The following is a 20,503-nucleotide window of genomic DNA, read 5'->3' on the forward strand; positions in this document are numbered from 1 at the left end:
GCTCGTCGGCGAGTTCGCGGGCGCGGCGACGCGAGGGGGCGATGTGCAGGGGCACGTCGGCGGGGGTGAAGGCGATCTCGATGGATCCCGTGGTGGGCTCGACGGCCGGTGCTTCACGGGGAGCAGCCGACGTGGCATCCGCCGGCACGACAGCCGCGCGGGCGATCCCGTCGGAAGAGGCATCCGTCTCAGCAGGCGCGACCGGCTCGTCGGGAGCCGCGAGCAGCACGGGCTCGAGGGTCAGTTCGATGGGCGGCTCGAGCGGTCCCGATCCGAAGTCGGCGACCTCGAGCTCGGCGATCTCCTGCGCGGCCAGCTCCCGGCCGCGGGCGTTCTCGAGCTGCTCGAGTTCGCGCAGCTGCCGCCGGGTGAGGGGGGCCGGCGCTGCGGCCTCGGCCGCGGCATCCTGAGTCGCACGCTGCTCGCGGAGTTCGCGCAACTGCCGCCGGCTCAGGGGCTGAGAGGTGTCTGCGCCGTGGTTCGCCTCGAACGACGGCGTACCGTCGGAGCGCGAATCAGGGCTTGTCAAACGTGCAGACTTTCGGGTTTCACTCGTGTGTGGGGCGCACCGTGAACGGCGGCTCCACGATCGTGGGCTCTTCGAGACTAACGGAGAGACCCTGAAAAAACCCAGAGCAGGAGACAAATCCCCCTCCGCAGGTCTCTTTCCGGCCCCGCGGAAGACGCGCGAAGGAAGGGTTGCCTAAGCTGGTGTGCACACCGTTCCGGCCGCCGTTCCCGAAAGGCCGCATGCCCTCCACCTCGCCGCTGCTACGGGTGACGCACGCCCGCGTCCGGCATGAGGGCAACGCGCGCCACACGCCCGACGACGTCTCGTTCGAGGTGGCTCCGGGCGAGGTGGTGCTGCTGCTCGGCCCCTCGGGCAGCGGCAAGTCGACGCTCGCGCTCGCGCTGAACGGCCTCGTTCCGCACGCGGTTCCGGCCGAGCTGGAGGGCACGGTGGAGGTCGCCGGCATCCGGAGCACTGAGACGACCGTGGCGGAGCTCAGCGCGCAGGTGTCGATGGTGTTCCAAGACCCGGATGCGCAGATCGTCACCGGCACGCTTCTGGACGAGGTCTGCTTCGGGCCCGAGAACCTGCTGCTTCCGGTGGCGGAGGTGCTCGCGCGCGCCGAGGCCGCGCTTCGGCGGGTGGGCCTCTGGGAGCGGCGGTCGGAGAACCCCGACCGGCTGTCCGGCGGCGGCCGGCAACGCCTCGCGATCGCCTGCGCGCTCGCTCTTCGCTCGCCGCTGATCGTGCTCGACGAGCCGACGGCGAACCTCGACCCCGCGGGGATCGAGGAGGTCTACGCCGTGCTCGGCGAACTCGTGCGCGAAGGCGGGCACGCGATCGTGCTGATCGAGCACAACCTCGACGCGGCGATCGCGCTCGTCGACCGGGTCGTGGTGATCGATGGGTTGGGGCGTCTGGCCTTCGACGGGACTCCGGATGCCGTGCTGCGCGGGCAGGTCGATGCCCTGATGCGGATGGGAGTGTGGCTGCCCACGGCCACGCTCGCCGGGCTGCGCCTGCGCGCCGCCGGGCACGAGGTGCCGGTGCTCCCGCTCTCGCCGGGCGAGCTGACCGCGGTGCTGAACGGGCTCAGGCCGATCGTGCCGGACGCGTCGGCCGTGCACCGCGCTCCCGGACACCACCCCGCCATCGCCGTGCGCGTGCGTGGGCTGCGCGTGAGCAAGGGCCGCGGCGCCGCTCGCACCGAGGTGCTGCACGGCATCGACCTCGACCTGCCGGCCGGCTCGTTCACGGCGATCGTCGGCACGAACGGCGCCGGCAAGACCACGCTGCTGCAGGCGATCGCGGGCGTCTCCCTGCCCCCGCGAGGCACGGTCGACGTGCTGGGCCTCGACCCGACACGCGCCGATGCCCGCACCCTGGCGCGCACGGTCGGGTTCGTGTTCCAGAACCCCGAGCACCAGTTCATCCGGGGCACCGTGGCCGAGGAGCTCGCCCACGGGCTCCAGCTGCAGCACCTCGATCGCGCCGCCATCGACGAACGGGTCGACCGGATGCTCGACCGCTTCGGCCTCGAGGCGCAGCGTGGCGAGCATCCGTTCCTCTTGTCCGGTGGCCAGAAGCGACGGCTCTCGGTGGGCACGGCGTTGATCGCGGGCGCCCCGGTTCTCGCGCTCGACGAACCCACCTTCGGCCAGGACCGCGAGCGTGCCGCCCACCTGCTCGACATCCTGAAGCAGCTGAACGACGAGGGCCGCACCGTCGTGGTGGTGACCCACGATCTGCAGCTCGTGGCCGACTACGCCTCGCACGTGGTCGCGATGCAGGAGGGGCGGGTGCGCACCCACGACGAGACCGGCGCCGTGCTGGCATCCGGAGCCCTTGAGGAGGCGGGCCTGCTCGCACCCCCGCTCGTGCGCGCCCTGCGCGCCACCGCCGACCCCGCCTGGCACTGCCTCAGCCGCCTGAGCGATCTGGGGCCCGAACGATGACCGCGCGCCTCGACCCCTACGCCGACGCCCCCGATCGGGGTGCCCTGCGCTTTCTGCACCGCCTGAACCCGCTGGCCAAGATCGCCGGGCCCCTGCCCGCCATGATCGCGCTCGTGTTCACGCGCGATCCCGCCGTCTGCGCCGCCCTCGCCGTGCTCGCCCTGCTGCTGCTGGTCGTGGGCGCCCACCTCTCGGGCCGCGCGCTGCTCGGCCTGTTCGTGCTGCTCCCCCTCGTCACGGCGCTGCTGTCGTTCAGCTTCGGGCTGTGGGCCGATGCGGCTCCGGATGCGACGGGCAGCGGCATCCTGTTCGCCGTCGGCGACTACAGGTTCACCACCGCGGCCCTCGCGGTCGGCGCCACGACCGCGCTGCGGCTCGCCGCCATCGTGCTCCTGTCGTTGCTCGCCGGGCTCACGTCGACCGGTCCCGACCTCGTGCGGGCGCTCGTGCAGCAGCTGCACGTGCCGTACCGGCTCGGCTACACGGCCCTCGCCGCGTACCGCTTCGTGCCGCGGTTCGGGTACGAGCTCGACGTCATCCGCCAGGCACACCGTGTGCGCGGCATGGCGGCGGGCCGGGGCCCGCTCCCCGCCGTCCGCAGACACCTCGGGTACGTCGTGCCGCTGCTGGCGAGTGGCATCCGCCATGCCGAGCGCGTGGCGCTCGCGATGGACTCCCGTGCCTTCGGCGCGCACCCCACCCGCACCGAGCGGCACCTCGTGCCCTTCCGTGCCCGCGACTGCACCTTCACGCTCGCCTTCTGGCTCGCCACCGCCGCCCTCTACGCCGCTGCGGCCCTGCTCCCCCACTGACCCGCGCGTCACCGATCCCCGCGTTTGGTCGCAAAAAAGCGTGCAAACCGCAGCGAAAACACGCATTTTTGCGACCGAACGGACCGCCGACAGGGCACTAGAGGCGGGCGCGGCGCGGGAGGGAGACCACGAGAACGGCCAGCACGATGAGGGCCGCGGCGATGGGGGTGGTGGCGTCGACGCCGTGGCCGGTGCCGGGGGCGATCAGGTCGACCGCGATCGAGCCGCCGAGCTGGCCGGCCACCGAGCAGAGGCCGAGCAGCAGCACGCCGGTGGTGCGCACGGCGGTCGCCAAGCCGAAGATGAAGGTCACGCCGATCGGGCCGCCGAGGTAGAGCCACCACTCGGGCGGCAGCGCATCCGGGAACCCGCCGGCCAGGGCCGCGTGCACGAGGGCGATGGCGATGAGCACCACCGACCCCGCGATGAAGTTGAAGAGGGTGGACGTGACGGCCGATCCGCTCGCCCCGGCCACCCGGCCGTTCGCCGCCTGCTGCACGGCCACGGCGGCGCCCGCGATCAGCGGCAGCACGAGCATCCAGCTCGGGATGTCGGGGTCGAGGTGCGTCAGCACCGACCAGATCACGACCGCCAGGGCGATGGATGCGCCGAGCACGCGCCGCACGGTGAGGTAGCGGCGGCCGCCCGGGCCGATGCCCACGCGGTCGACGATGAGGCCGCTGACCGTCTGCCCGCCGATGAAGGCGACCGTGAACAACGAGACGCCGATCACGGCGGAGGCCAGACCCTGCGAGAGCACGAAGATCGCGCCGCCGAAGCCGGCGAACAGCATCCAGGTCGGCAGAGCGCCACGGCGCACCTCGGCGAAGGCCGTGCCGACGCCCCGGCGGGCCGTGGGCATCAGCACCGTGATCACTGCGACGATCACCAAGCCGATACTGAAGCTCATCGCGGCGGCGGTGAAGCCGTCGCCCATCCGGTGCCCGAGTTCGCCGTTGATGCGCGACTGGGTCGCCATCAGGATGCCGCAGAAGACGGCGACGCCGACCGCCGCCCAGAGGGGCAGACGGCCGGCGTACGGCGGTGGAGCGATGCTCACGGTGCGGTGCGGGGCCTTACTGCGCGGCGCGGTCGGCCGCGATGTCGCCGATCAGCGAGTCGCCCGGGGCGACGGTCACCATCTCGGCGTCGATCTCGGCGCGGCCGAGCAGTTCCTGCATCCGGCGCCCACGGCTGCGCGGGATGAGCGTGACGACCGTTCCCTGCTTACCGGCGCGGCCGGTGCGGCCGGCGCGGTGCAGGTAGGTCTTGTACTCGTCCGGCGCGTCGGCCTGGATGACCAGGTCGATGTCGTCGACGTGGATGCCGCGGGCTGCGACATCCGTCGCCACCAGCACGTTGACCCGGCCGCTGGTGAGCTGCTGCAGGTTGCGCGTGCGGCGCGACTGGTTGAGGTCGCCGTGCAGGCTGGTGGCGGGGAACCCGGCGTCTTCGAGCTGCTCGGCGAGCATCTCGGCGTAGGCGCGGGTGCGGGCGAAGATGAGCGTCTTGCCCTCGCGATCGGCGAGCTGCTTGATGATGTCGCTCTTGTCGCGGCTCTCGACGATCAGCACGCGGTGGTCGATCGTGGAGGAGGCCTGGTCTTCACCGGCGACCTCGTGCACGCTCGGGTTCACCAGGAACTCCTCGACCAGGTTCGCCACGCCCTTGTCCAGGGTGGCCGAGAACAGCAGCTTCTGGCCGCCGTCCTTGGTGTGACGCAGGATGCGCTGCACCGGCTCGAGGAAACCCAGGTCGCACATGTGGTCGGCCTCGTCGAGCACCGTGATGGTGACCTCACTGAGGTCGAGACGACGCTGCTCGATCAGGTCTTCGATGCGGCCGGGGGTGCCGATGATGATGTCGACACCGCGCTGCAGGGCGCCCACCTGGCGGGCCTGGGGCACGCCGCCGTAGATCTGGGTGGTGAAGAGGCCGACGGCGCGCGCGATCGGCTGCACGGTGCGGTCGATCTGCAGTGCCAGCTCGCGGGTGGGGGCCAGGATGAGCGCGCGGGGCTTGCGGCCCGGCTTGCGGTTGGCGCCGCCGCCGTTCTCCATCAGGCGCTCCACCAGGGGGGCGCCGAAGGCGATGGTCTTGCCGGAGCCGGTGCGGCCGCGGCCGAGCACGTCGCGGCCGTTCAGCACCTCGGGGATGGTGGCCGACTGGATCGGGAAGGGGCTTTCCGCGCCGAGCTCGCCGAGCACGCGCACGATGTTGCCGCCGAGGCCGAGGCTCGCGAACGTCGCGCCCTCGACGTCGACCGCGAGGGTGGCCTGCGCCTCGAGGCGCTCGAGCACGACGTCGTCGTCACCGAAGTGCGCCGGCTTGGCGTCGCGGTTCGGGTAGAAGTCGCTGCCGCGCTCGGCACGGTCGTTGCGCTGCGGGCGGTCGTTGCGGTCGAAGCCGCCGGCGCGGGGGGCGCGGTCGTCGCGGTCGAAGCTGCGCTTCGGACGGTCGTCGAACGAACGGGCGGGGCGCTCGGTGCGGTCGGAGCCGCCGCTGCGAGGAACACGGTCGTCGCGGTCGTACGAGCGCTTGGGGCGGTCGTCGAAGGATCGGGCCGGACGGTCGTCGCGGTCGAAGCTGCGCTTCGGGCGGTCGTCGTAGGTACGGGCCGGACGGTCGGCGCGCTCACCGGGCTGGAAGTCGGCCTTGGGGCGGGCGCTGCGGTTGTAGCCGCGGTCGTCGACGCGAGGCGGCTTGCCACCGGTGGCGCGGTTCGCGGCACGCTCGGCTGCGATCTCGGCGCGACGCTCTTCGTTGCGGGCGTCGTTCCACTTCTGGCGATCGGTGCGCTGCGGGGCGCGGTCGTTGCGGTCGTAGGAGGAGCGGTCGGTGCGGTCGCCGTACGAAGGACGCTCGGTGCGGTCGCCGTAAGACGGGCGGTCGCCGCGGTCGTACGCCGGACGCTCGGAACGGCCGGTGCCGGTTCCGGACTTGTTGAAGCCGTTCTCACGGCTCGGGCGCTGGTAGCCGTCGCGCGCCGGGCGGTCGCCGTACGAGGGACGCTCGCTGCGGTCGCCGTAGGAAGGCCGCTCAGAACGCTCGCCACGGTTGTAGGCGGGCCGCTCGGAACGCTCGCCACGGTTGTAGCCGCCACGCTCGCCGCCATCGCGCGCGGGCCGGTCGTTGTAAGAGGGGCGCCCGCCGCGGTCACCGTACGACGACCGCTCGTTGCGGTCGCCGGTGGCAGGGCGCGCGCTGCGGTCGCCGTAGGACGGGCGGTCGCTGCGCTCGGGGCGGTCGCCGTACGACGGGCGCTCGCCACGGCCCGAAGGAGCCGAGCCGCGAGTCGCGCGGTCGTCCGAGTTCCAGCGCTGCTTGCGCGGGGCACTCTCGTCGACGGCCTTGTAGCCGCGGTGCCCCGGGCTGCGGCTGCCGGCCTTGGGGCCGCCCTTGCCGGCGGGGGTACGGGGCTCGTAGTTCTTGGCGGCCTTGAAGCCACCCGACTTGTTGGATTTGGGCATGATTCTTTCCGGGTTATCTCGAAATGCGCACACCACGATGCCGAATGCATCGAAAGTGCTAACTAGATCCCCGGGAGTAGCGGGGGCCGTGTCGTACGCGACATTCACCAGTGACCAGCGCATCCATGCACTGACTGGGAAACCGGCCCACCAGACTTACAAACCCATCCGCGATGCAACTCGCGGTGTCCAGAGCCGACCGATCCACACTACACGCGGGACGACCCGCTGTCGAGAGCCCGTCCGGACGGTCCTGTCGACCACGGCCCCAGGGAGTGTCGGTTCAGAGCGTGTCGGTGAGGAGTGCCCGGGTGAGCGTGGGAGGCCCGGCGAGGATGTCGCCGAGTGCGCTCTTGCCTCCGGGGGATGCCCGCCACGCGCGGTAGGCGTCGTCCGACTCGATCGAGTCCCAGCGCTCCACCACGAGGTAGTGGGCCGGGTCGTCGACGTCGACCGTCACCTCGATGCCGAGCGAGCCCTCGCGAGAGCGCGTCGCCGTGAGGACATCGTGGACGACGGCCGCTGCGCCTTCCAGCGCTTCGGCCTTGACGGTGAATTCGAGAATGGAGATGACGGTCATGCCGTCCACACTATTCCCGTGGCATCCGGGCCCGACAGCCCGAGAGTGGTCAGACCTTCTTCGACGAGCGGCGGATGTACCCGAAGACCGCGGTGGCGACGAACAGGATCAGGGCCAGGATGGCCAGCCAGAGCAGGCCCTTGATGGCGAAGCCGAGCACGGCGAGCACGATCCAGATGACGAGCAGGGCGATGACGAAACCGATCATGAGCCCGACCCTACGCCTGCCTGCGCAAACCGGCACGGGGCATCCGGATGCCGCAGCCGGCACGACGGGCCCGGCGGCCTACTCGGCGAGCTGGGGCACGACCTCGCGGGCGATGAAGTCGAGGTGATCGAGGTCGGTCAGGTCGAGGATCTGCAGGTAGACCCGTTCCATGCCCTGCTCGCGCAGCGCTCCGAGCTTGTCGACGATCTCGGATGCCGTGCCGGCCAGTCCGTTCGTGCGCAGCTCGGCGGGCTCGCGCCCCACGGCCGCCGCACGGCGCGCGAATTCCGCCTCGTCGGCCCCGGCCACCGCGATCAGCGCAGCCGAGTAGACCATGTCGTCGGGGTCGCGGCCGAAGTCCTCGCAGGCGCGGCGCACGTTGTCGAACAGGCCGGGGAGGGTTCCGGCGTCGGGGAACGGCACGTTGAACTCGGTGGCGAAACGGGCGGCCAGGCGCGGCGTGCGTGCGGCGCCCTTGCCCCCGACGATGACCGGCAGCGGCGACTGCACGGGCTTGGGCAGCGCGGGCGAATCCGTCAGTGTGTAATGCTCACCGGCGAAGGAGTAGGTGTCGCCCGGCTCGGTGGCCCACAGGCTCGTGACGATCTCGAGCTGCTCTTCGAGCAGGCCGAAGCGCTTGGCCGGGAACGGGATGCCGTACGCCAGATGCTCCTGCTCGAACCATCCGGTGCCGAGGCCGAGTTCGACCCGGCCGCCGGACATCTGGTCGACCTGCGCGACCTGGATCGCGAGCACGCCCGGGTAGCGGTAGGTGACCGAGGAGACGAGGGTGCCGAGGCGGATGCGCGAGGTCTCGCGGGCGAGGCCGGCGAGCGTCGTCCAGGCATCCGTGGGGCCGGCCCCGGGGTCGCCGTCGCCCATCCGCAGGTAGTGGTCGGAGCGGAAGAACGCGTCGAACCCGAGCTCTTCGGTGGCCTTGGCCACCGCGAGCAGCTCGTCGTAGCTGGCGCCTTGCTGGGGTTCGGTGAAGATTCTGAAGTCCACACCCCGAGCCTAATCGACCTCTTTCACCGGCGGGTGGCTCGGAGGGCACCCGCCAGGCCGGCCGAGGTGAAGACGAGGGTGGCGATCAGCACCACGACGAGCGGGAGGGTCCAGGCGCCGGTGGCGTCGTGCACCGCGCCGATGAGGGTGGGGGCCGTGGCGCCGAGGGCGTAGCCCGAGCCCTGCACCATCGCCGAGAGGCGGCGGGCGTGGGTGCCCGAGAGGGCGAGCTGCACGACCAGCATGAACACGATCGTGATGCCGCCGCCCTGGGCGACGCCGCCGAGGAAGCCCCAGAGCAGCCAGCTCTGCGGGGCCAGGATCATGCCGAGCGGGAAGCAGATCCAGAGCACCGCCACGATCGCGAAGGTGCGCGGGATGCCGATCCGCTTGGCCAGCAGCGGCACGCCGAGCGCCCCGATCACCGCCGCGATCTGGAAGATCGACGAGCTCGACCCCGCCGAGGCGGCCGAGTAGCCCAGCTCCTGCTCGAGGATGGTGGGGAACCACGCGGTGAGCCCGTAGTACGAGAAGGCCTGCCCGGCGAAGGCCAGTGCGAGGAAGACGGCGGACAGGTTCGTCCAGGTGCGCGGCTCGGGGGCGGCGATCGGGATGCCCCGGGTGTCGATGGCCACCGTGTCGAAGGCGCCCGTCTCGATCGCGGGCTTGAGCGGGCCCCAGCGGAAGGCCCGGCGAGGCCCGACCGCCACCAGCCAGGCGGCCACCGCGAGCACCACGAACCCGGTCCAGGCCAGCAGGGCACCGCGCCATCCGAAGGCCACCGCCAGCGGAACCGTGGCGATGGAGGTGATCATCGAACTCACGTTCATGGCCGCGGTGTACGACCCCGTCACGATACCGACGCGCTCGGTCGGCACGTCGCGGCGGATGATCACCGGGATCACCACGTTGCCGATGGTGATGAACGCGCCCATGATGATCGTTCCGGCGAAGGTCGCCTCCACCCCGCCGGCCGAGCGCACGATCGAGCCGATCCCGACGCCCAGGATGGCGATCGTGGTGGCGAAGTTCGCGCCCGCCTTGCCCACGAACAGCGAGGCGAACGGCGTCATCAGCGCGAAGCAGAGCACCGGCAGACTGGTGAGCAGGCCCGCCTGCGCGGCGCTCATCGACAGGTCGGAGCTGATCTCGCCGGTGATCGGCGCCACCGCGATGATCGGCCCGCGCAGGATGAAGCCGATGAACACGATGCCCACCACGAGCGGCCACGGGAAGCCCGTCGCCCCGAATCGGCGGGTACGGGGGCGGCTCATGATGCCCTCGATTCTACGCCGCTACGGCGCCGCGACCCTCGACGCGTGGGTGGGGTCGAGCACCGCCTCCGCCCGGGCGGCGAAGCCGAGCACCTCGAGGTCGTGCGCCCAGGGGCCGACGATCTGCAGTCCGACCGGCAGCGTGCCCGGCCGTAGGTGGGTCGGGATGGTGATGGCCGGCTGTCCGCTGATGTTGAAGGGGTAGGTGTACGGCGTCCAGGTGATCCAGGGCAGCGGTGCCCCCGCCTCGCCGCCCTGCGGCACCTCCCGCTCGGCCTCGAACGCCGTGATCGGCATCGTGGGCATGAGCAGCAGGTCCCAGTCGTCGAACACGGCGAACGCGGCGGCGTTGAACGCGCGACGGCGGCCGAGCGCCGCCAGGAACTCCCGCAGCGAGTAGTGCTCGGCGAGGCCGGCCAGGCGCGCGAGTCCGGGATCCATCCGGTCGCCGTGCTCGCGGATGAGGTCTTCGAAGCCGAAGCCGCGCCCGGTGACCCAGAGCGCCTCGAAGACGTCGCGCGGCAGCGGAGCCGGCATCGCGGCCTCGCCGAACTCGGCGATGCCCGAGCCCTCGAGCAGACGGAAGGCCTCCTCCGTGACCGAGGAGACCTCGTCGCTCGGCGCGATGCCGAACGGCTCCCGGATGACGCCGACCCGCAGCGCCCGCCCGTCGACCCCGGCGACCGGCGCGACCGGCGTCGAGAAGAAGGACTGCGGATCGCGCGGATCCGGCCCGCGGCTGAGCCGGAAGACCGCCTCGGCGTCTTCCACCTGGCGCGCCAGCACCCCGGCGTGCGAGAGGTTCTCGTTGACGGTTCCCGGCCACACCGGGATCGCGCCGAGCGTGGGCTTGAACCCCACCACCCCGCAGAAGGCGGCCGGGATGCGCACCGAGCCGCCCGCATCCGTTCCCGTGGCGACGGGTACCGCGCCGGAACCGACGGTGGCACCGGATCCCGCGCTGGAGCCGCCCGTCGTGCGCGAGGCATCCCACGGATTGCGGCTGATGCCGGTGCGCGGCGAGATGCCGGTGCCCTTCCAGCCGAACTCCGGCGTGGTGGTGCGGCCGATGATGACGGCGCCGGCATCCTGCAGCCGATCGACCATCGGCGAGGCCGTCTGGGCCGGGGTGTCCGGGCTGGTCAGCGATCCCTTGCCGGCCGGCTCGCCGACGATGTAGAGGTTGTCCTTCGAGGCGATCGGCACGCCGTGCAGCGGGCCCCGGATGCGCCCTTCCGCGGCCTCGCGTTCGCGCTCGGCGGCCCAGGCGGCGGCCCGGTCGGGCATCAGGGCGGCGTAGGCGTTGATGCGCGGCTCCTCGCGCACGGCGATCTCGAGCGCGCACTCGGCCAGCTGAACCGGTGACAGCTCCCCCGTGGCGACCCTCCGGCCCAGCGAGATCGCGCTCGAGGACTGGTACTCGTCCAGGCCGAGCGACGTGAAGGCGGTCATGCGCGCGCCCGCCAGGCCGCGCCGAATCGTTCGATCCATTCGGGCGGAACCGAGGTGGAGATCTTCACGAAGCGGTCGCCGAACAGGGGCGACTGGTACGTTCCGGGTCGGATGAAGATGCCGTCCTCGAGCATCGACTCGCAGAGCGCGTCCGCCGTCCACGGGGAGTCGCCGAGGGCGACCGCGAGGAAGTTGCCCTGCGACGGCGACACGATGACCGTACCGAGGCCGCTGTCGGTCACGATCTGCTCCACCCGCTGCAGGTTCGCGCGGTTGACCGCGCGCAGGTTCGCCAGCCACGGCCCCTTCACCCGCAACCCGGCGAGCGCCGCCCGCTGCCCCTGGATGCTCGCACCGAGCGGGTTGGCGGGAATCTCGGTGATCGAGGCGAGCAGCGAGGGCTCGGCCACGATGGCCCCCACCCGCAAGCCCGCGAGCCCCAGCCACTTCGAGAAGCTGTAGGTGCTGAAGGTGCCCTCCGGGTAGAGCTCGGCGGCGAGCGAGTGCCCGTCGGCGAAGTGCCGGTAGGTGCAGTCGTGGATGATGGTCGAGCCGGTCTCGCGGGCGAGGTCGACGATGGCCTGCAGCTCGTCCCGGGTGTAGCTCGAGCCGAGCGGATTGAGCGGGTCGATCAGGTAGATCAGCGACTGGGGCCGGATGACCTCGGCGATCTGCGCCGCCTGCATCAGATGGGTCGGCTCGTCGTACACCGGGAGCACTCGGATGGGCACGCCGGCGAGCGAGACGAATCGCGCGGGCCACGGCCAGCCCGGGTCGCTGACGATGATCTGCGAGAGCCGCGGGGCGAGCGTGGTGCAGATGTGATGCAGGCCGCCGACGGCGCCGTCGGTGATCCAGGCGTCCAGAGGCAGCTCGGAGCCGGGCCCGCGCAGGTCGTCCACGATCCGCTCGCGCAGCTCCTGGAAGCCGCCGGCCGGGGCGTAGACGTTGAACTCGTGCTTCGCTGTGCTCTCCTCGAGCGCCGCGACGACCTCGGAGGCCGGCGCGAGGTGTGTGGTGTTCTGCCCCATCCAGACGATGTCGTCGCGATCCAACAGCGCCTCGAACGAGGGTGCTCCAGAGCTCTTGGTCTGGCCTGTCATGGTGTTTCCTGTTCTCTGGTCGATCAGTTCACGAGTTCGCCGGCCACGATGCGCGGGACGCCGTCGAGGTAGACGGTGGCGTCGCGCATGACGCAGTCGAGGTGGGCGGGGGCGTTCACCGTTCCGCCGTAGGCGATCGAGTTGCCGAAGGCGATGTGGGCGCTGCCCTTGGTGGACTCGGTCTCCATCGGCACGCCGCAGACGGAGCCGTTGGGGTTGAGGCCGACGGCCACCTCGGCGAGGTTGGACATCCGCGGATCGGCGACGCGGGCGATCATCTCGGCGAGTCGCTCCCCCTCGGTACCGCGGAAGGCGGCGCTGTCCAGCCCGACCAGCTCGCCGTCGCGGATCTCCAGCGTCACGGGCGAGGAGACCGGGCCCTTGCCCATGAACAGGAAGTCGCCGTCGATCACCACCACACCGTGTGAGCTGCCCTCGACCGGCGCGGTGCCGGACTCGACATCCGGAGGCGCCATGTAGTCGCCGGGGTTGCGGGCCACCCCGGTGAGCGCGCGGCCCTTGCGGCCCGTCACGGAACCCCGCAGATCGGTGCCGGCCGGCGTGGTGATGCGGTAGTCGGATGCCGCCTCCCAGGCACGGGCGAGCGTCATGGTCGTGTCGACCAGGGCGTCGAAGTCGACGTCGAGCGGGCCGCCGAGGCGGAAGGTGCCGGCCTCGACCGCGGGCATGGCGAGATAGCGGCGTCCCGCCGCGGTGGCGTTCTGCCGGGCCCGGCTCGAACCGATGAACACGCTGGTGAGCTCGATGCCGGCGTCGGCCGCCAGCAGCGCCTCGGCCACCGAGGCCGGCGGCTCGGTGCCCGGCACCACGAAGGTCGGCACCTCCACCACGACCGGCACCGCGCGCCGCTCGACGAGCCCGGCCGCGAGCGCGGCGACCACGGTCGCATCCGTCCCGCCGTCGCGCAGCAGCACCACCCGCTCGCCCGCGACGACTCCGAGGCAGGTGTCGAGCACGCGCGCCACGGTCGCCTCGGGGAGGAGGGCCAGGCCGGCCGCGTCGCGGCCGGGCGCATCCGGCACAGTCACGGCTGGCTCACGATGTCGGCGTAAGCCTGGATGGTGGAAAAGCGGCTCTCGACGGTTCCGCCGATCGGGAACACCGTCATCGAGTCGATGCCGAGCCCCTCGAGGGTGGCGATGTGCTCGCGCACCGTCGCCTCCCCGCCGGCCAGCGCCATCCGGTACACGAACTCGTCGGGCAGCAGCTTGGCGGCCTCCTCGGCCTCCTGGAACTCGCCGCCCGCGTAGAGCGCGCGCACTTTCTCGATCAGGTCTTTCGACAGGCCGGCCAGCTCGCAGTACATCGGCGCCGTCTGCGGGAACCAGGCCGCGATCGTGCGGGCCGAGGCGAGCGCGGCCTCCTCGTCGTCGCTGATCTGGCCGTAGGCGAACACCGAGATCTGCGGGCGCTCGGAGCGGCCGGCCATGTCGACCCCGCGGTCGATGTGCTCGAGCGCGTAGCGCAACCCGTCGGGATGGAGGCCGGCGAGCAGGATGACGCCGTCCGCCACGCGTCCGGCGAGTTCGAGCGTCTTCGGCCCCGAGGCCGAGATGTAGACCGGGATGTCGGGCCGCTCCGGGGGAAAGCGCATGTGCGCGTCGTCGAGCTCGAAGCCGCGCGCCTGCCAGCTCACGCTCTCGCCCGTCCAGAGCCGGCGGGCTGCCTCGATCGAGTCCTCCAGCAGGGCGAGCCGGGCCGGCTTGTAGCCCAGTGCCTCCAGCGGGCGGTCGCCCGCGCCGATCCCGTAGATGGCGCGCCCCTTCGAGATCTCGTCGATGGTCGAGATGGCGACCGCGCCGAGGGCCGGATGCCGCGTGACCGGGTTGGTGACCGCGGTGCCCAGCGTCATCCGCGTCGTTCGGAGCGCGGCGATCGTGAGGTACGAGTAGGAGTAGCGGGAGTGCAGCGACGAGTCGGTGAGCCAGAGCTCGTCGAGCCCCCACTCCTCCGACTTCTGCACGATATCGCCGAAGGTGTCGGGATCGTAGGCCGGCTGGAGGGCGACGCCTGAGCGCATGGAGAACTCATTCCTCCCGGCACGAGCGCGCGCCCGGCCGGGGTCTGGTGGGTCAGTCTTCGAGCAGAGCGTAGGCCGCGAAGGCGGCGTACACCTTGGTGGCCTCGACGATGTCCTCGATCGAGAGGTGCTCGTCGGGGCAGTACACCGGCTCGCCACCCGGTCCGAAGATGATGGTGGGGATGCGGTCACCGAAGCTCGCGGTGTCGCCCAGCCAGCCGGCCACCTGCAGCTCGGGCTCGGCGCCGTCGCGCACCGACCGCACCGCGCGGATCATCAGCTCGGTGACCTCGGCCTCGGGCCGGGCCAGATAGCCCGGCTTCACGTCGGCGAGCACGACATCCGCTTCGAAGCGGGGCTCGCGCTCCTTGGCCTTCACCAGGCAGCGCTCGATCTCCTCGCGCACCTCCTCGAGGGTGACGCCCGGCTGCGGCCGGCAATCGACCCGGATGACGCACTCGTCGGGGATCATCGAGGGGCCTCCGGGCGGCAGACCGCCGTAGACGCGGCCCGGAGCCATGAACGTCTCGCTGCCGAACAGGCTCGACACCCAGTCCTCCAGCTGCGGTTCGAGCTTGGAGGCGTCGAGCTCGATGATGGCGTGCGCCGCGAGCATGTTCGCGTTCACAGCCAGCGGCTTGTGGCAGGTGTGCGCCGAGACGCCGCGCACGATGATGTCGTAGTAGTAGCGGCCGCGGTGGCCGAGGAAGATCTCGTTGTCGCTCAGCTCGCCCAGCACGCAGTAGTCGGCGTCGTACTCGTCGAAGTAGGCGATCGACCCCAGCTGGGCGCCCATGTGATCGGAGACGGCGGCCATCGCCAGTCGGCCCTTCACCGGCAGGCCCGAGGCGCGCACCGCTTCCATCGCGACGATCTGGCACACCAGAGCCGCCTTCATGTCCATGATCCCGTGCCCGTAGATCGCGCCGTCGATGATCTCGCCCGAGAACGGTTCGGTGCGCGTCCAGCCGTGCGACACCGGCTTGGTGTCCATGTGGCCGGTGAGCACGACGGTCTTGCCGGGCCCGAAGTCGAGGTGGCCGATGGCGTTGGGCCGATCCGGCACCACCGGCTGGGCGCGGGCGTCTTCGAAGCCCGACTCGGCCATCAGGCGCACGAGGAAGTCGGCCAGCGGACCCTCATCTCCGAGAACGCTCGGGATGCGGCAGACGTCTTGCACCAGCTGCACCAGCCGGTCGACGTCGATGTGCCCGGCGACGATTTCCGCGACATCCTGGTCGCTCTTGACGAGGTCGGTCATCCGACGCCCCTCTCTGATTAGATCTGATGTCTTAGATCTTATCTGCGAGACCAACGCGTTCAAGCCATCCGCGAGTCGATCACGTAAACAGCTTGTTACGGCGCCTGGAGCACCTGCACCGAGCCGATGTGCTCGCGCATCGCCGAGGCCGCCGCCACCGGATCGCCGGCCGCGATGGCCGCCGTGATGGCACGGTGGAACGCCAGGGACTCGCGGAAGCGCTCTTCGCTCGCCCCCCGCTTGCCGATGCGCTTGAGGTGGATGCTCAGGCGGTCGAACACGTCCGAGAGCAGCCGGTTCTTCAGCATGCCGAACAGGATGTCGTCGAAGGCGTCCAATCCGGCCGAGGCGGTGACGAGATCACCGACATCCAGAGCGCTCTCGGTCGACGCGACGTTCCGCTCGAGCGCCTCGAGCACCTGCGGATCGCGGCGCGCGGCCGCCCGGCGCACGCACTCGGTCTCGAGCACGCCGCGCGCGTCGAACAGTTCGCGCACCGCATCGGGGGTGTACTCCCTCACCCGTGCTCCTCTATAAGGAGCGATCTCCACCAGGCCCTCGCGCTCCAGGCGCACCAGGGCCTCCCGGATGGGCGTCTTGCTGACGCCGAACAGCGCCGAGAGCGCCACCTCGCGCAGCGACTCCCCCGGGGCGAACGCGCCGTCGACGATCCGGTCGCGCAGGCGCCGGTAGACGACGTCCTTCACCTGGACGGGCTCGAGCGATTCGGTGCTGGACACGGTGGACACGGTGGCCGCTTTCGAGTCGTGCGCCGCGGAGCGACGTCATGGATTTCAGATCTGAGATCTTTTCTGTCATCGCTATCCTGTCATCCCGGTGACCTCGGCGCGTTAATTCCTTGTAACGGCGAGGATGCAGGATTGATCGGGGCAGCATCCGGACCCTAGGCTCAAATGAGATATCAGATCTTTTATTGAGCAGGAGCCCTCATGCCGGTACTCAGCGACCTCGTCCTCCCCGAGGTGCGCAGCTTCCTCGACCGCGAACACGGGCTGATCATCGGCGCCGAGCAACGGCCCGCCGGCGACGGCGGGCGGATCGCGGTGTTCGATCCGGCGACGGGCGCTCAGCTCACCGAGGTCGCCGCCGGCACCGCCGACGACGTCGACGCCGCGGTCGCGGCCGCCCGGGCCGCCCTCCCCGTCTGGAATGCGCTCGCCCCGGCGGACCGCGCGAACCTGCTCTGGAAGCTCGGCGAGGAGATCGAGCGCCGCGCCGACGAGTTCGGCCAGCTCGAGACGCTGGACAACGGCAAGCCCACGGGCGAGTCGACCGTGCTGGACGTGCCGCTGGCCGGCTCGCTGTTCAAGTACTACGCCGGCTGGGCCACGAAGATCGAGGGCTCCACCATCGCTCCCTCGTCGGGGATGAATTTCCACGTGTTCACGCGGCGGGAACCGGTGGGCGTGGTGGGCGCGATCATCCCGTGGAACTTCCCGTTGCTGATGTGCGGCTACAAGCTGGGCCCGGCGCTGGCCGCCGGCAACACCCTGGTGCTGAAGCCGGCCGAGCAGACCCCGCTCTCGGCCCTGCGGCTGGTCGAGCTGATGCTCGAGATCGGTTTCCCGCCGGGCGTCGTCAACGTCGTCACGGGCGACGGGCCGGGCGCGGGCGCTCCCCTCTCCCGGCACCTCGACGTCGACAAGATCACCTTCACCGGCGAGAACGCGACCGGGCGCAAGATCCTCGAGGCCTCCGGCGGCAACATGAAGCGGCTCTCGCTCGAACTCGGCGGCAAGTCGCCCTCGCTGATCTTCGCCGATGCGGATCTGCAGAAGGCGATCGACGGCACCTTCGGGGCCGTGTACTTCAACCAGGGCCAGTGCTGCATCGCCGGCGCCCGGGTGTTCGTGCACTCCTCGCTCTACGACGCCTTCGTCGACGGACTCGCCGCCCGTGTGGCGGGCGTGCAGCTGGGCAACGGCCTCGATGCGGGCACCACCATGGGTCCGCTAGTGAGCGGCGAGCAGCGCGACCGGGTCGACGGGCTGATCGCCTCCGGCATCGCCCAGGGTGCGACCGCCGTGGTGGGCGGGGCACCGGTGACCGCATCCGGTCTCACCGACGGCTACTTCGTGCAGCCGACCCTGTTCACCGACGTCTCGGCCGAGATGGACATCATGCGCAAAGAGATCTTCGGCCCGGTGGGGATGGTCGGCCGCTTCGACACCGAAGAAGAGGCGCTCGCGCTCGGCAACGACACCGCGTTCGGACTGGCATCCGGAGTCTGGACCCGGGACGTGGCCCGCGCGCACCGCATCTCGGCCGGGCTGCACGCCGGCGTGGTGTGGGTGAACACCTACGGCATGTTCGATGTGGCCATCCCGTACGGCGGCTTCAAGGCCAGCGGCTACGGCAAGGAACTGGGCGCCGAGGCGCTGGAGCCCTACCTGCAGACCAAGACGGTGTGGATCGACCTCAGCTGAGGGCCGTCGGCCGGCGGATCGGCGCATCGCGTCCGCCTCGGGGGTGTCGGCGCACCGGGGGTGTCGGCGCATCCGCGACCCGCGGGCGTGTCAGGATGGTGCACACACCATCCGAGACCCCGGGAGCAGCCATGTCCTTGACCGGCGACGAGCGCGTCTCGCCCTTGCAGGTCAAGGATCGTGTGTACGAGCGGTTACGCGAAGCGCTGATCGATCAGGTCTTCGCACCGGGCGAGCCGCTGCGGGAGGCGACGCTCACCGAGATGTACGGCGTCTCGAAGACGCCGATCCGCGAGGCGCTGGTGCGCCTGCAGCAGGACGGGCTGGTGGAGATCGCCGCCTACCGCGGGGCGCGTGCGTCGTCGTACAGTGCGGCCGACCTGGCCGAGATCTTCGAGGCGCGGGAGATCCTCGAGGTGGAGTGCGTGCGCCGAGCCGCGGCGGCCTCCGGCTCCTCGACCGCGGAGCGTCTCGCCGCCACGGTCGATTCCGCCGCGTCGGCCGTGGAGCGCGGCGAACTCGCCGTCGCGGCCGCCAGCCTGGACGAGTTCGACGAGGTGCTGTTCGAGCAGCTGAAGAATGCCCTGCTCGACGAGATCCACCAGCGCCTGAGCATGCATCTGCGCCGGGTGGGCCGGGTGAACCTCTCCGCCGACTCGATCGCGCGCTCGCTCGCCGAGCACCGCACCATCATCGCCGCCGTCGCCGCCCACGATCCGGATGCCGCCGACGCGGCCCTGCGCGCCCACCTCCACTCGGTGCAGACCCAGCAGCTCGAGGCCCTCGGCGTCTGACCCCGCTAGTCACCACCCGCCTCCTGCGAGCTGTCACAGCTTGTGGCTAGTCGCGCCGTAAAGCACCAGCTACTGTCATGTCGCGAGGGCGGGGTCGGCAAACGCGGCTACGACGTCGAGCACGTCGGCGAATCGCTCCGGAAGGTCGCGCTCCCGGTGCACTCGCGTTCGCCAGGCTCGCCACTTCGGTTGGGCGCGCACCGGCATCGCGGCAAGCGCCGGAAGAAGAGGAGCGAGCGCGACTCCCCGATAGGCCGCGACAACCTCCATCGATGCTCGCAGGTCAGCCATGTCGATCGGCTGCTCTCGAATGAGCGTGAAGACATCGGCGAAGTCGCGCCATCGTGTGTTCGATTCGCCGCGGTCGACGGCCGTGACGATCTTCTCGGCGAGCACCATCGTGAGCGGGTATCCGAGCAGCGTGATCGACGGCTGCCCGAGTGGAACGATGCGCGGAATCTCGATGAGCCGAGGCGCCGGCCAGATCGGATCGCCGAAGTTGACGTCGATGCCGACTGTCAGTCGTGCGCGTCCGAGCACTCCGACAAGCCTCACACGTACACCGGCATACTCGTCCGCATCGCCATCGCGGATGGCCGAGGCCACAACGCTCCCGGCATCGAACATCACGCCGTCCATCAGGTGGATGGCTGTGAGCACACGGATCCGCTCGACGACCTCGGCAGCATCGTTCGACATTCCGGTGGCCTGAAGATCGATGTCTTTCGTGGGTCGCCGCGCGGCGAAAGCGGCGAGGAGAACCCCACCTTTCAAGACGAAGTCATCTCGATGTTCAGAAGCGGCGATACGTGCGAGGAGCGCTTCGAGCACGTAGAGCGTCTGAAGTTCCTGCACGTCGCCACCGGTTTCCCGGGCAAGCCTTTGGATCGCCAACGTCGCGTCGCCGTCCGGTGTCCCGTGTTGCGCGCGAGGAGTCACAGGAGAATCTCCAAAGCCGTGCGCAACGCCAGTTGCGCCTTGGGAAAAGATTTCGCCATGGTAGACAGCGCCGAAGGGCTGTGCCCGCGCCCGCGAAGCCAGCGCTTGAGGGCGTGGATCGCGAGATCGCTCCCCCAGCTGTGTCGGAGACGAAAGAGATCGATGATCGTCCGCTCCGCTGAATACAGACCGATCGACATGCCGCCCGGCAGCGCATGCTCGGTACGACCGATCTCGAAGGTCTCGGCGTCGAAGCGATGCCAAGCGATCGGGGCAATCCGCACATCGACTGCGTGCTCCCCCCGAGGGATTGCGATCTCGCTCCGAGTCAGAATCTCATCGGTCAGGTCATGGAAGCTTAGGGCCGAGAGCAGACACAAAGTCGCCGTCGGCCGTTTGACGGCGGCGGCCATCCATCCCGCTGTGGTGTCGTCGGTGATGCCGGCGCGAAGGAACACCCCGGGCGCGATCCGCTCGTACTCGCCGCCACTGATCAGCGCGTCCAGTCGATGCCGGCTCAGCCCGAGCTGCGCAGCGTTTCCATACCGCAGCACATCAGGCAGCGTTGCTCCGTCCATGGCCAGCCTCCCCGCACTCAACCGAAATAAATACACGTGAAGCATATCTGGTACAGTTTTCGCTGCTAGACTG

General features: G+C 70.5%; 18 protein-coding genes and 1 pseudogene. 4 read left to right on the plus strand and 15 right to left on the minus strand.

Annotated elements, in window-relative coordinates; all coding sequences use genetic code 11:
• Positions 1 to 529 (minus strand): annotated as a pseudogene (locus tag Q0D75_RS16910) (hypothetical protein); the annotation flags it as partial.
• Positions 530 to 750: 221 nt separating this feature from the next.
• Here Q0D75_RS16910 and Q0D75_RS16915 point away from each other — a divergent pair.
• Entirely contained in the window at positions 751 to 2,466 is a 1,716-nt protein-coding gene (locus tag Q0D75_RS16915) for an ATP-binding cassette domain-containing protein (protein ID WP_291056056.1), read from the plus strand.
• Positions 2,463 to 3,278, plus strand: coding sequence for an energy-coupling factor transporter transmembrane component T (locus tag Q0D75_RS16920; protein WP_291056058.1), 816 nt, complete (start codon positions 2,463 to 2,465; stop codon positions 3,276 to 3,278). The genes Q0D75_RS16915 and Q0D75_RS16920 overlap by 4 nt, the downstream gene beginning before the upstream one ends.
• Before the next feature lie 97 nt (positions 3,279 to 3,375).
• On the opposite strand, the gene Q0D75_RS16925 is transcribed toward Q0D75_RS16920, so the two are convergent.
• From Q0D75_RS16925 to Q0D75_RS16980, 12 genes are all read right to left on the minus strand, one after another.
• Positions 3,376 to 4,338 (minus strand): DMT family transporter, encoded by a 963-nt coding sequence (locus Q0D75_RS16925; protein ID WP_291056059.1) that lies wholly within the window; start codon positions 4,336 to 4,338, stop codon positions 3,376 to 3,378.
• A 16-nt stretch (positions 4,339 to 4,354) separates the two neighbouring features.
• On the minus strand, positions 4,355 to 6,748 hold the full coding sequence (locus tag Q0D75_RS16930) for a DEAD/DEAH box helicase (protein ID WP_291056061.1): 2,394 nt from the start codon (positions 6,746 to 6,748) through the stop codon (positions 4,355 to 4,357).
• Between the two features lie 283 nt (positions 6,749 to 7,031).
• Positions 7,032 to 7,328 (minus strand): antibiotic biosynthesis monooxygenase family protein, encoded by a 297-nt coding sequence (locus Q0D75_RS16935; RefSeq protein WP_291056063.1) that lies wholly within the window; start codon positions 7,326 to 7,328, stop codon positions 7,032 to 7,034.
• Positions 7,329 to 7,377: 49 nt separating this feature from the next.
• Complete coding sequence (locus Q0D75_RS16940; protein ID WP_291056116.1) at positions 7,378 to 7,536, minus strand: hypothetical protein; 159 nt, start codon at positions 7,534 to 7,536, stop codon at positions 7,378 to 7,380.
• 78 nt (positions 7,537 to 7,614) lie between these two features.
• Positions 7,615 to 8,541, minus strand: coding sequence for an LLM class F420-dependent oxidoreductase (locus tag Q0D75_RS16945; protein WP_291056065.1), 927 nt, complete (start codon positions 8,539 to 8,541; stop codon positions 7,615 to 7,617).
• Between the two features lie 23 nt (positions 8,542 to 8,564).
• Positions 8,565 to 9,815 carry an MFS transporter gene (locus tag Q0D75_RS16950; RefSeq protein WP_291056067.1) on the minus strand — a complete coding sequence of 417 codons (1,251 nt, stop codon included), beginning with the start codon at positions 9,813 to 9,815 and terminating at the stop codon, positions 8,565 to 8,567.
• Positions 9,816 to 9,836: 21 nt separating this feature from the next.
• Positions 9,837 to 11,267 carry an amidase family protein gene (locus Q0D75_RS16955; protein WP_291056069.1) on the minus strand — a complete coding sequence of 477 codons (1,431 nt, stop codon included), beginning with the start codon at positions 11,265 to 11,267 and terminating at the stop codon, positions 9,837 to 9,839.
• On the minus strand, positions 11,264 to 12,370 hold the full coding sequence (locus Q0D75_RS16960; protein WP_291056071.1) for an aminotransferase class I/II-fold pyridoxal phosphate-dependent enzyme: 1,107 nt from the start codon (positions 12,368 to 12,370) through the stop codon (positions 11,264 to 11,266). Before Q0D75_RS16960 ends, Q0D75_RS16955 begins: the two co-directional genes overlap by 4 nt.
• Before the next feature lie 23 nt (positions 12,371 to 12,393).
• Complete coding sequence (locus tag Q0D75_RS16965) at positions 12,394 to 13,419, minus strand: hypothetical protein (protein ID WP_291056073.1); 1,026 nt, start codon at positions 13,417 to 13,419, stop codon at positions 12,394 to 12,396.
• Entirely contained in the window at positions 13,416 to 14,411 is a 996-nt protein-coding gene (locus Q0D75_RS16970; protein ID WP_291056075.1) for an LLM class flavin-dependent oxidoreductase, read from the minus strand. The genes Q0D75_RS16965 and Q0D75_RS16970 overlap by 4 nt, the downstream gene beginning before the upstream one ends.
• Positions 14,412 to 14,463: 52 nt before the next feature.
• Positions 14,464 to 15,672, minus strand: coding sequence for a M20/M25/M40 family metallo-hydrolase (locus Q0D75_RS16975; protein ID WP_291056077.1), 1,209 nt, complete (start codon positions 15,670 to 15,672; stop codon positions 14,464 to 14,466).
• 95 nt (positions 15,673 to 15,767) lie between these two features.
• Complete coding sequence (locus Q0D75_RS16980) at positions 15,768 to 16,412, minus strand: GntR family transcriptional regulator (RefSeq protein WP_291056079.1); 645 nt, start codon at positions 16,410 to 16,412, stop codon at positions 15,768 to 15,770.
• A gap of 210 nt (positions 16,413 to 16,622) precedes the next feature.
• Here Q0D75_RS16980 and Q0D75_RS16985 point away from each other — a divergent pair, with 210 nt between their 5' ends.
• Positions 16,623 to 18,119, plus strand: a complete 1,497-nt coding sequence (locus Q0D75_RS16985; RefSeq protein WP_291056081.1) for an aldehyde dehydrogenase family protein — start codon at positions 16,623 to 16,625, stop codon at positions 18,117 to 18,119.
• A 131-nt stretch (positions 18,120 to 18,250) separates the two neighbouring features.
• The gene (locus Q0D75_RS16990) at positions 18,251 to 18,913 is read left to right on the plus strand and encodes a GntR family transcriptional regulator (protein WP_291056083.1); all 663 of its coding nucleotides are present in this window, start codon (positions 18,251 to 18,253) and stop codon (positions 18,911 to 18,913) included.
• A gap of 75 nt (positions 18,914 to 18,988) precedes the next feature.
• On the opposite strand, the gene Q0D75_RS16995 is transcribed toward Q0D75_RS16990, so the two are convergent.
• Positions 18,989 to 19,852: a nucleotidyl transferase AbiEii/AbiGii toxin family protein gene (locus Q0D75_RS16995; RefSeq protein WP_291056085.1), complete on the minus strand. Its 864-nt coding sequence runs from the start codon at positions 19,850 to 19,852 to the stop codon at positions 18,989 to 18,991.
• Positions 19,849 to 20,430 carry a hypothetical protein gene (locus Q0D75_RS17000; protein ID WP_291056087.1) on the minus strand — a complete coding sequence of 194 codons (582 nt, stop codon included), beginning with the start codon at positions 20,428 to 20,430 and terminating at the stop codon, positions 19,849 to 19,851. Before Q0D75_RS17000 ends, Q0D75_RS16995 begins: the two co-directional genes overlap by 4 nt.
• Between the last annotated feature and the right edge of the window lie 73 nt (positions 20,431 to 20,503).

This window comes from Herbiconiux sp., from assembly GCF_023264855.1.
In the GTDB taxonomy this organism is placed as follows: domain Bacteria; phylum Actinomycetota; class Actinomycetes; order Actinomycetales; family Microbacteriaceae; genus Herbiconiux.

Bases quoted from the DNA above. Each gene is read 5' to 3' on its own strand.
- Q0D75_RS16940 (WP_291056116.1), bottom strand. From the start codon at position 7,536: ATGATCGGTTTCGTCATCGCCCTGCTCGTCATCTGGATCGTGCTCGCC.
- Q0D75_RS16990 (WP_291056083.1), top strand. From the start codon at position 18,251: ATGTCCTTGACCGGCGACGAGCGCGTCTCGCCCTTGCAGGTCAAGGAT.
- Q0D75_RS16985 (WP_291056081.1), top strand. From the start codon at position 16,623: ATGCCGGTACTCAGCGACCTCGTCCTCCCCGAGGTGCGCAGCTTCCTC.
- Q0D75_RS16930 (WP_291056061.1), bottom strand. From the start codon at position 6,748: ATGCCCAAATCCAACAAGTCGGGTGGCTTCAAGGCCGCCAAGAACTAC.
- Q0D75_RS17000 (WP_291056087.1), bottom strand. From the start codon at position 20,430: ATGGACGGAGCAACGCTGCCTGATGTGCTGCGGTATGGAAACGCTGCG.
- Q0D75_RS16915 (WP_291056056.1), top strand. From the start codon at position 751: ATGCCCTCCACCTCGCCGCTGCTACGGGTGACGCACGCCCGCGTCCGG.
- Q0D75_RS16960 (WP_291056071.1), bottom strand. From the start codon at position 12,370: ATGACAGGCCAGACCAAGAGCTCTGGAGCACCCTCGTTCGAGGCGCTG.
- Q0D75_RS16955 (WP_291056069.1), bottom strand. From the start codon at position 11,267: ATGACCGCCTTCACGTCGCTCGGCCTGGACGAGTACCAGTCCTCGAGC.
- Q0D75_RS16920 (WP_291056058.1), top strand. From the start codon at position 2,463: ATGACCGCGCGCCTCGACCCCTACGCCGACGCCCCCGATCGGGGTGCC.
- Q0D75_RS16935 (WP_291056063.1), bottom strand. From the start codon at position 7,328: ATGACCGTCATCTCCATTCTCGAATTCACCGTCAAGGCCGAAGCGCTG.
- Q0D75_RS16975 (WP_291056077.1), bottom strand. From the start codon at position 15,672: ATGACCGACCTCGTCAAGAGCGACCAGGATGTCGCGGAAATCGTCGCC.
- Q0D75_RS16950 (WP_291056067.1), bottom strand. From the start codon at position 9,815: ATGAGCCGCCCCCGTACCCGCCGATTCGGGGCGACGGGCTTCCCGTGG.
- Q0D75_RS16970 (WP_291056075.1), bottom strand. From the start codon at position 14,411: ATGCGCTCAGGCGTCGCCCTCCAGCCGGCCTACGATCCCGACACCTTC.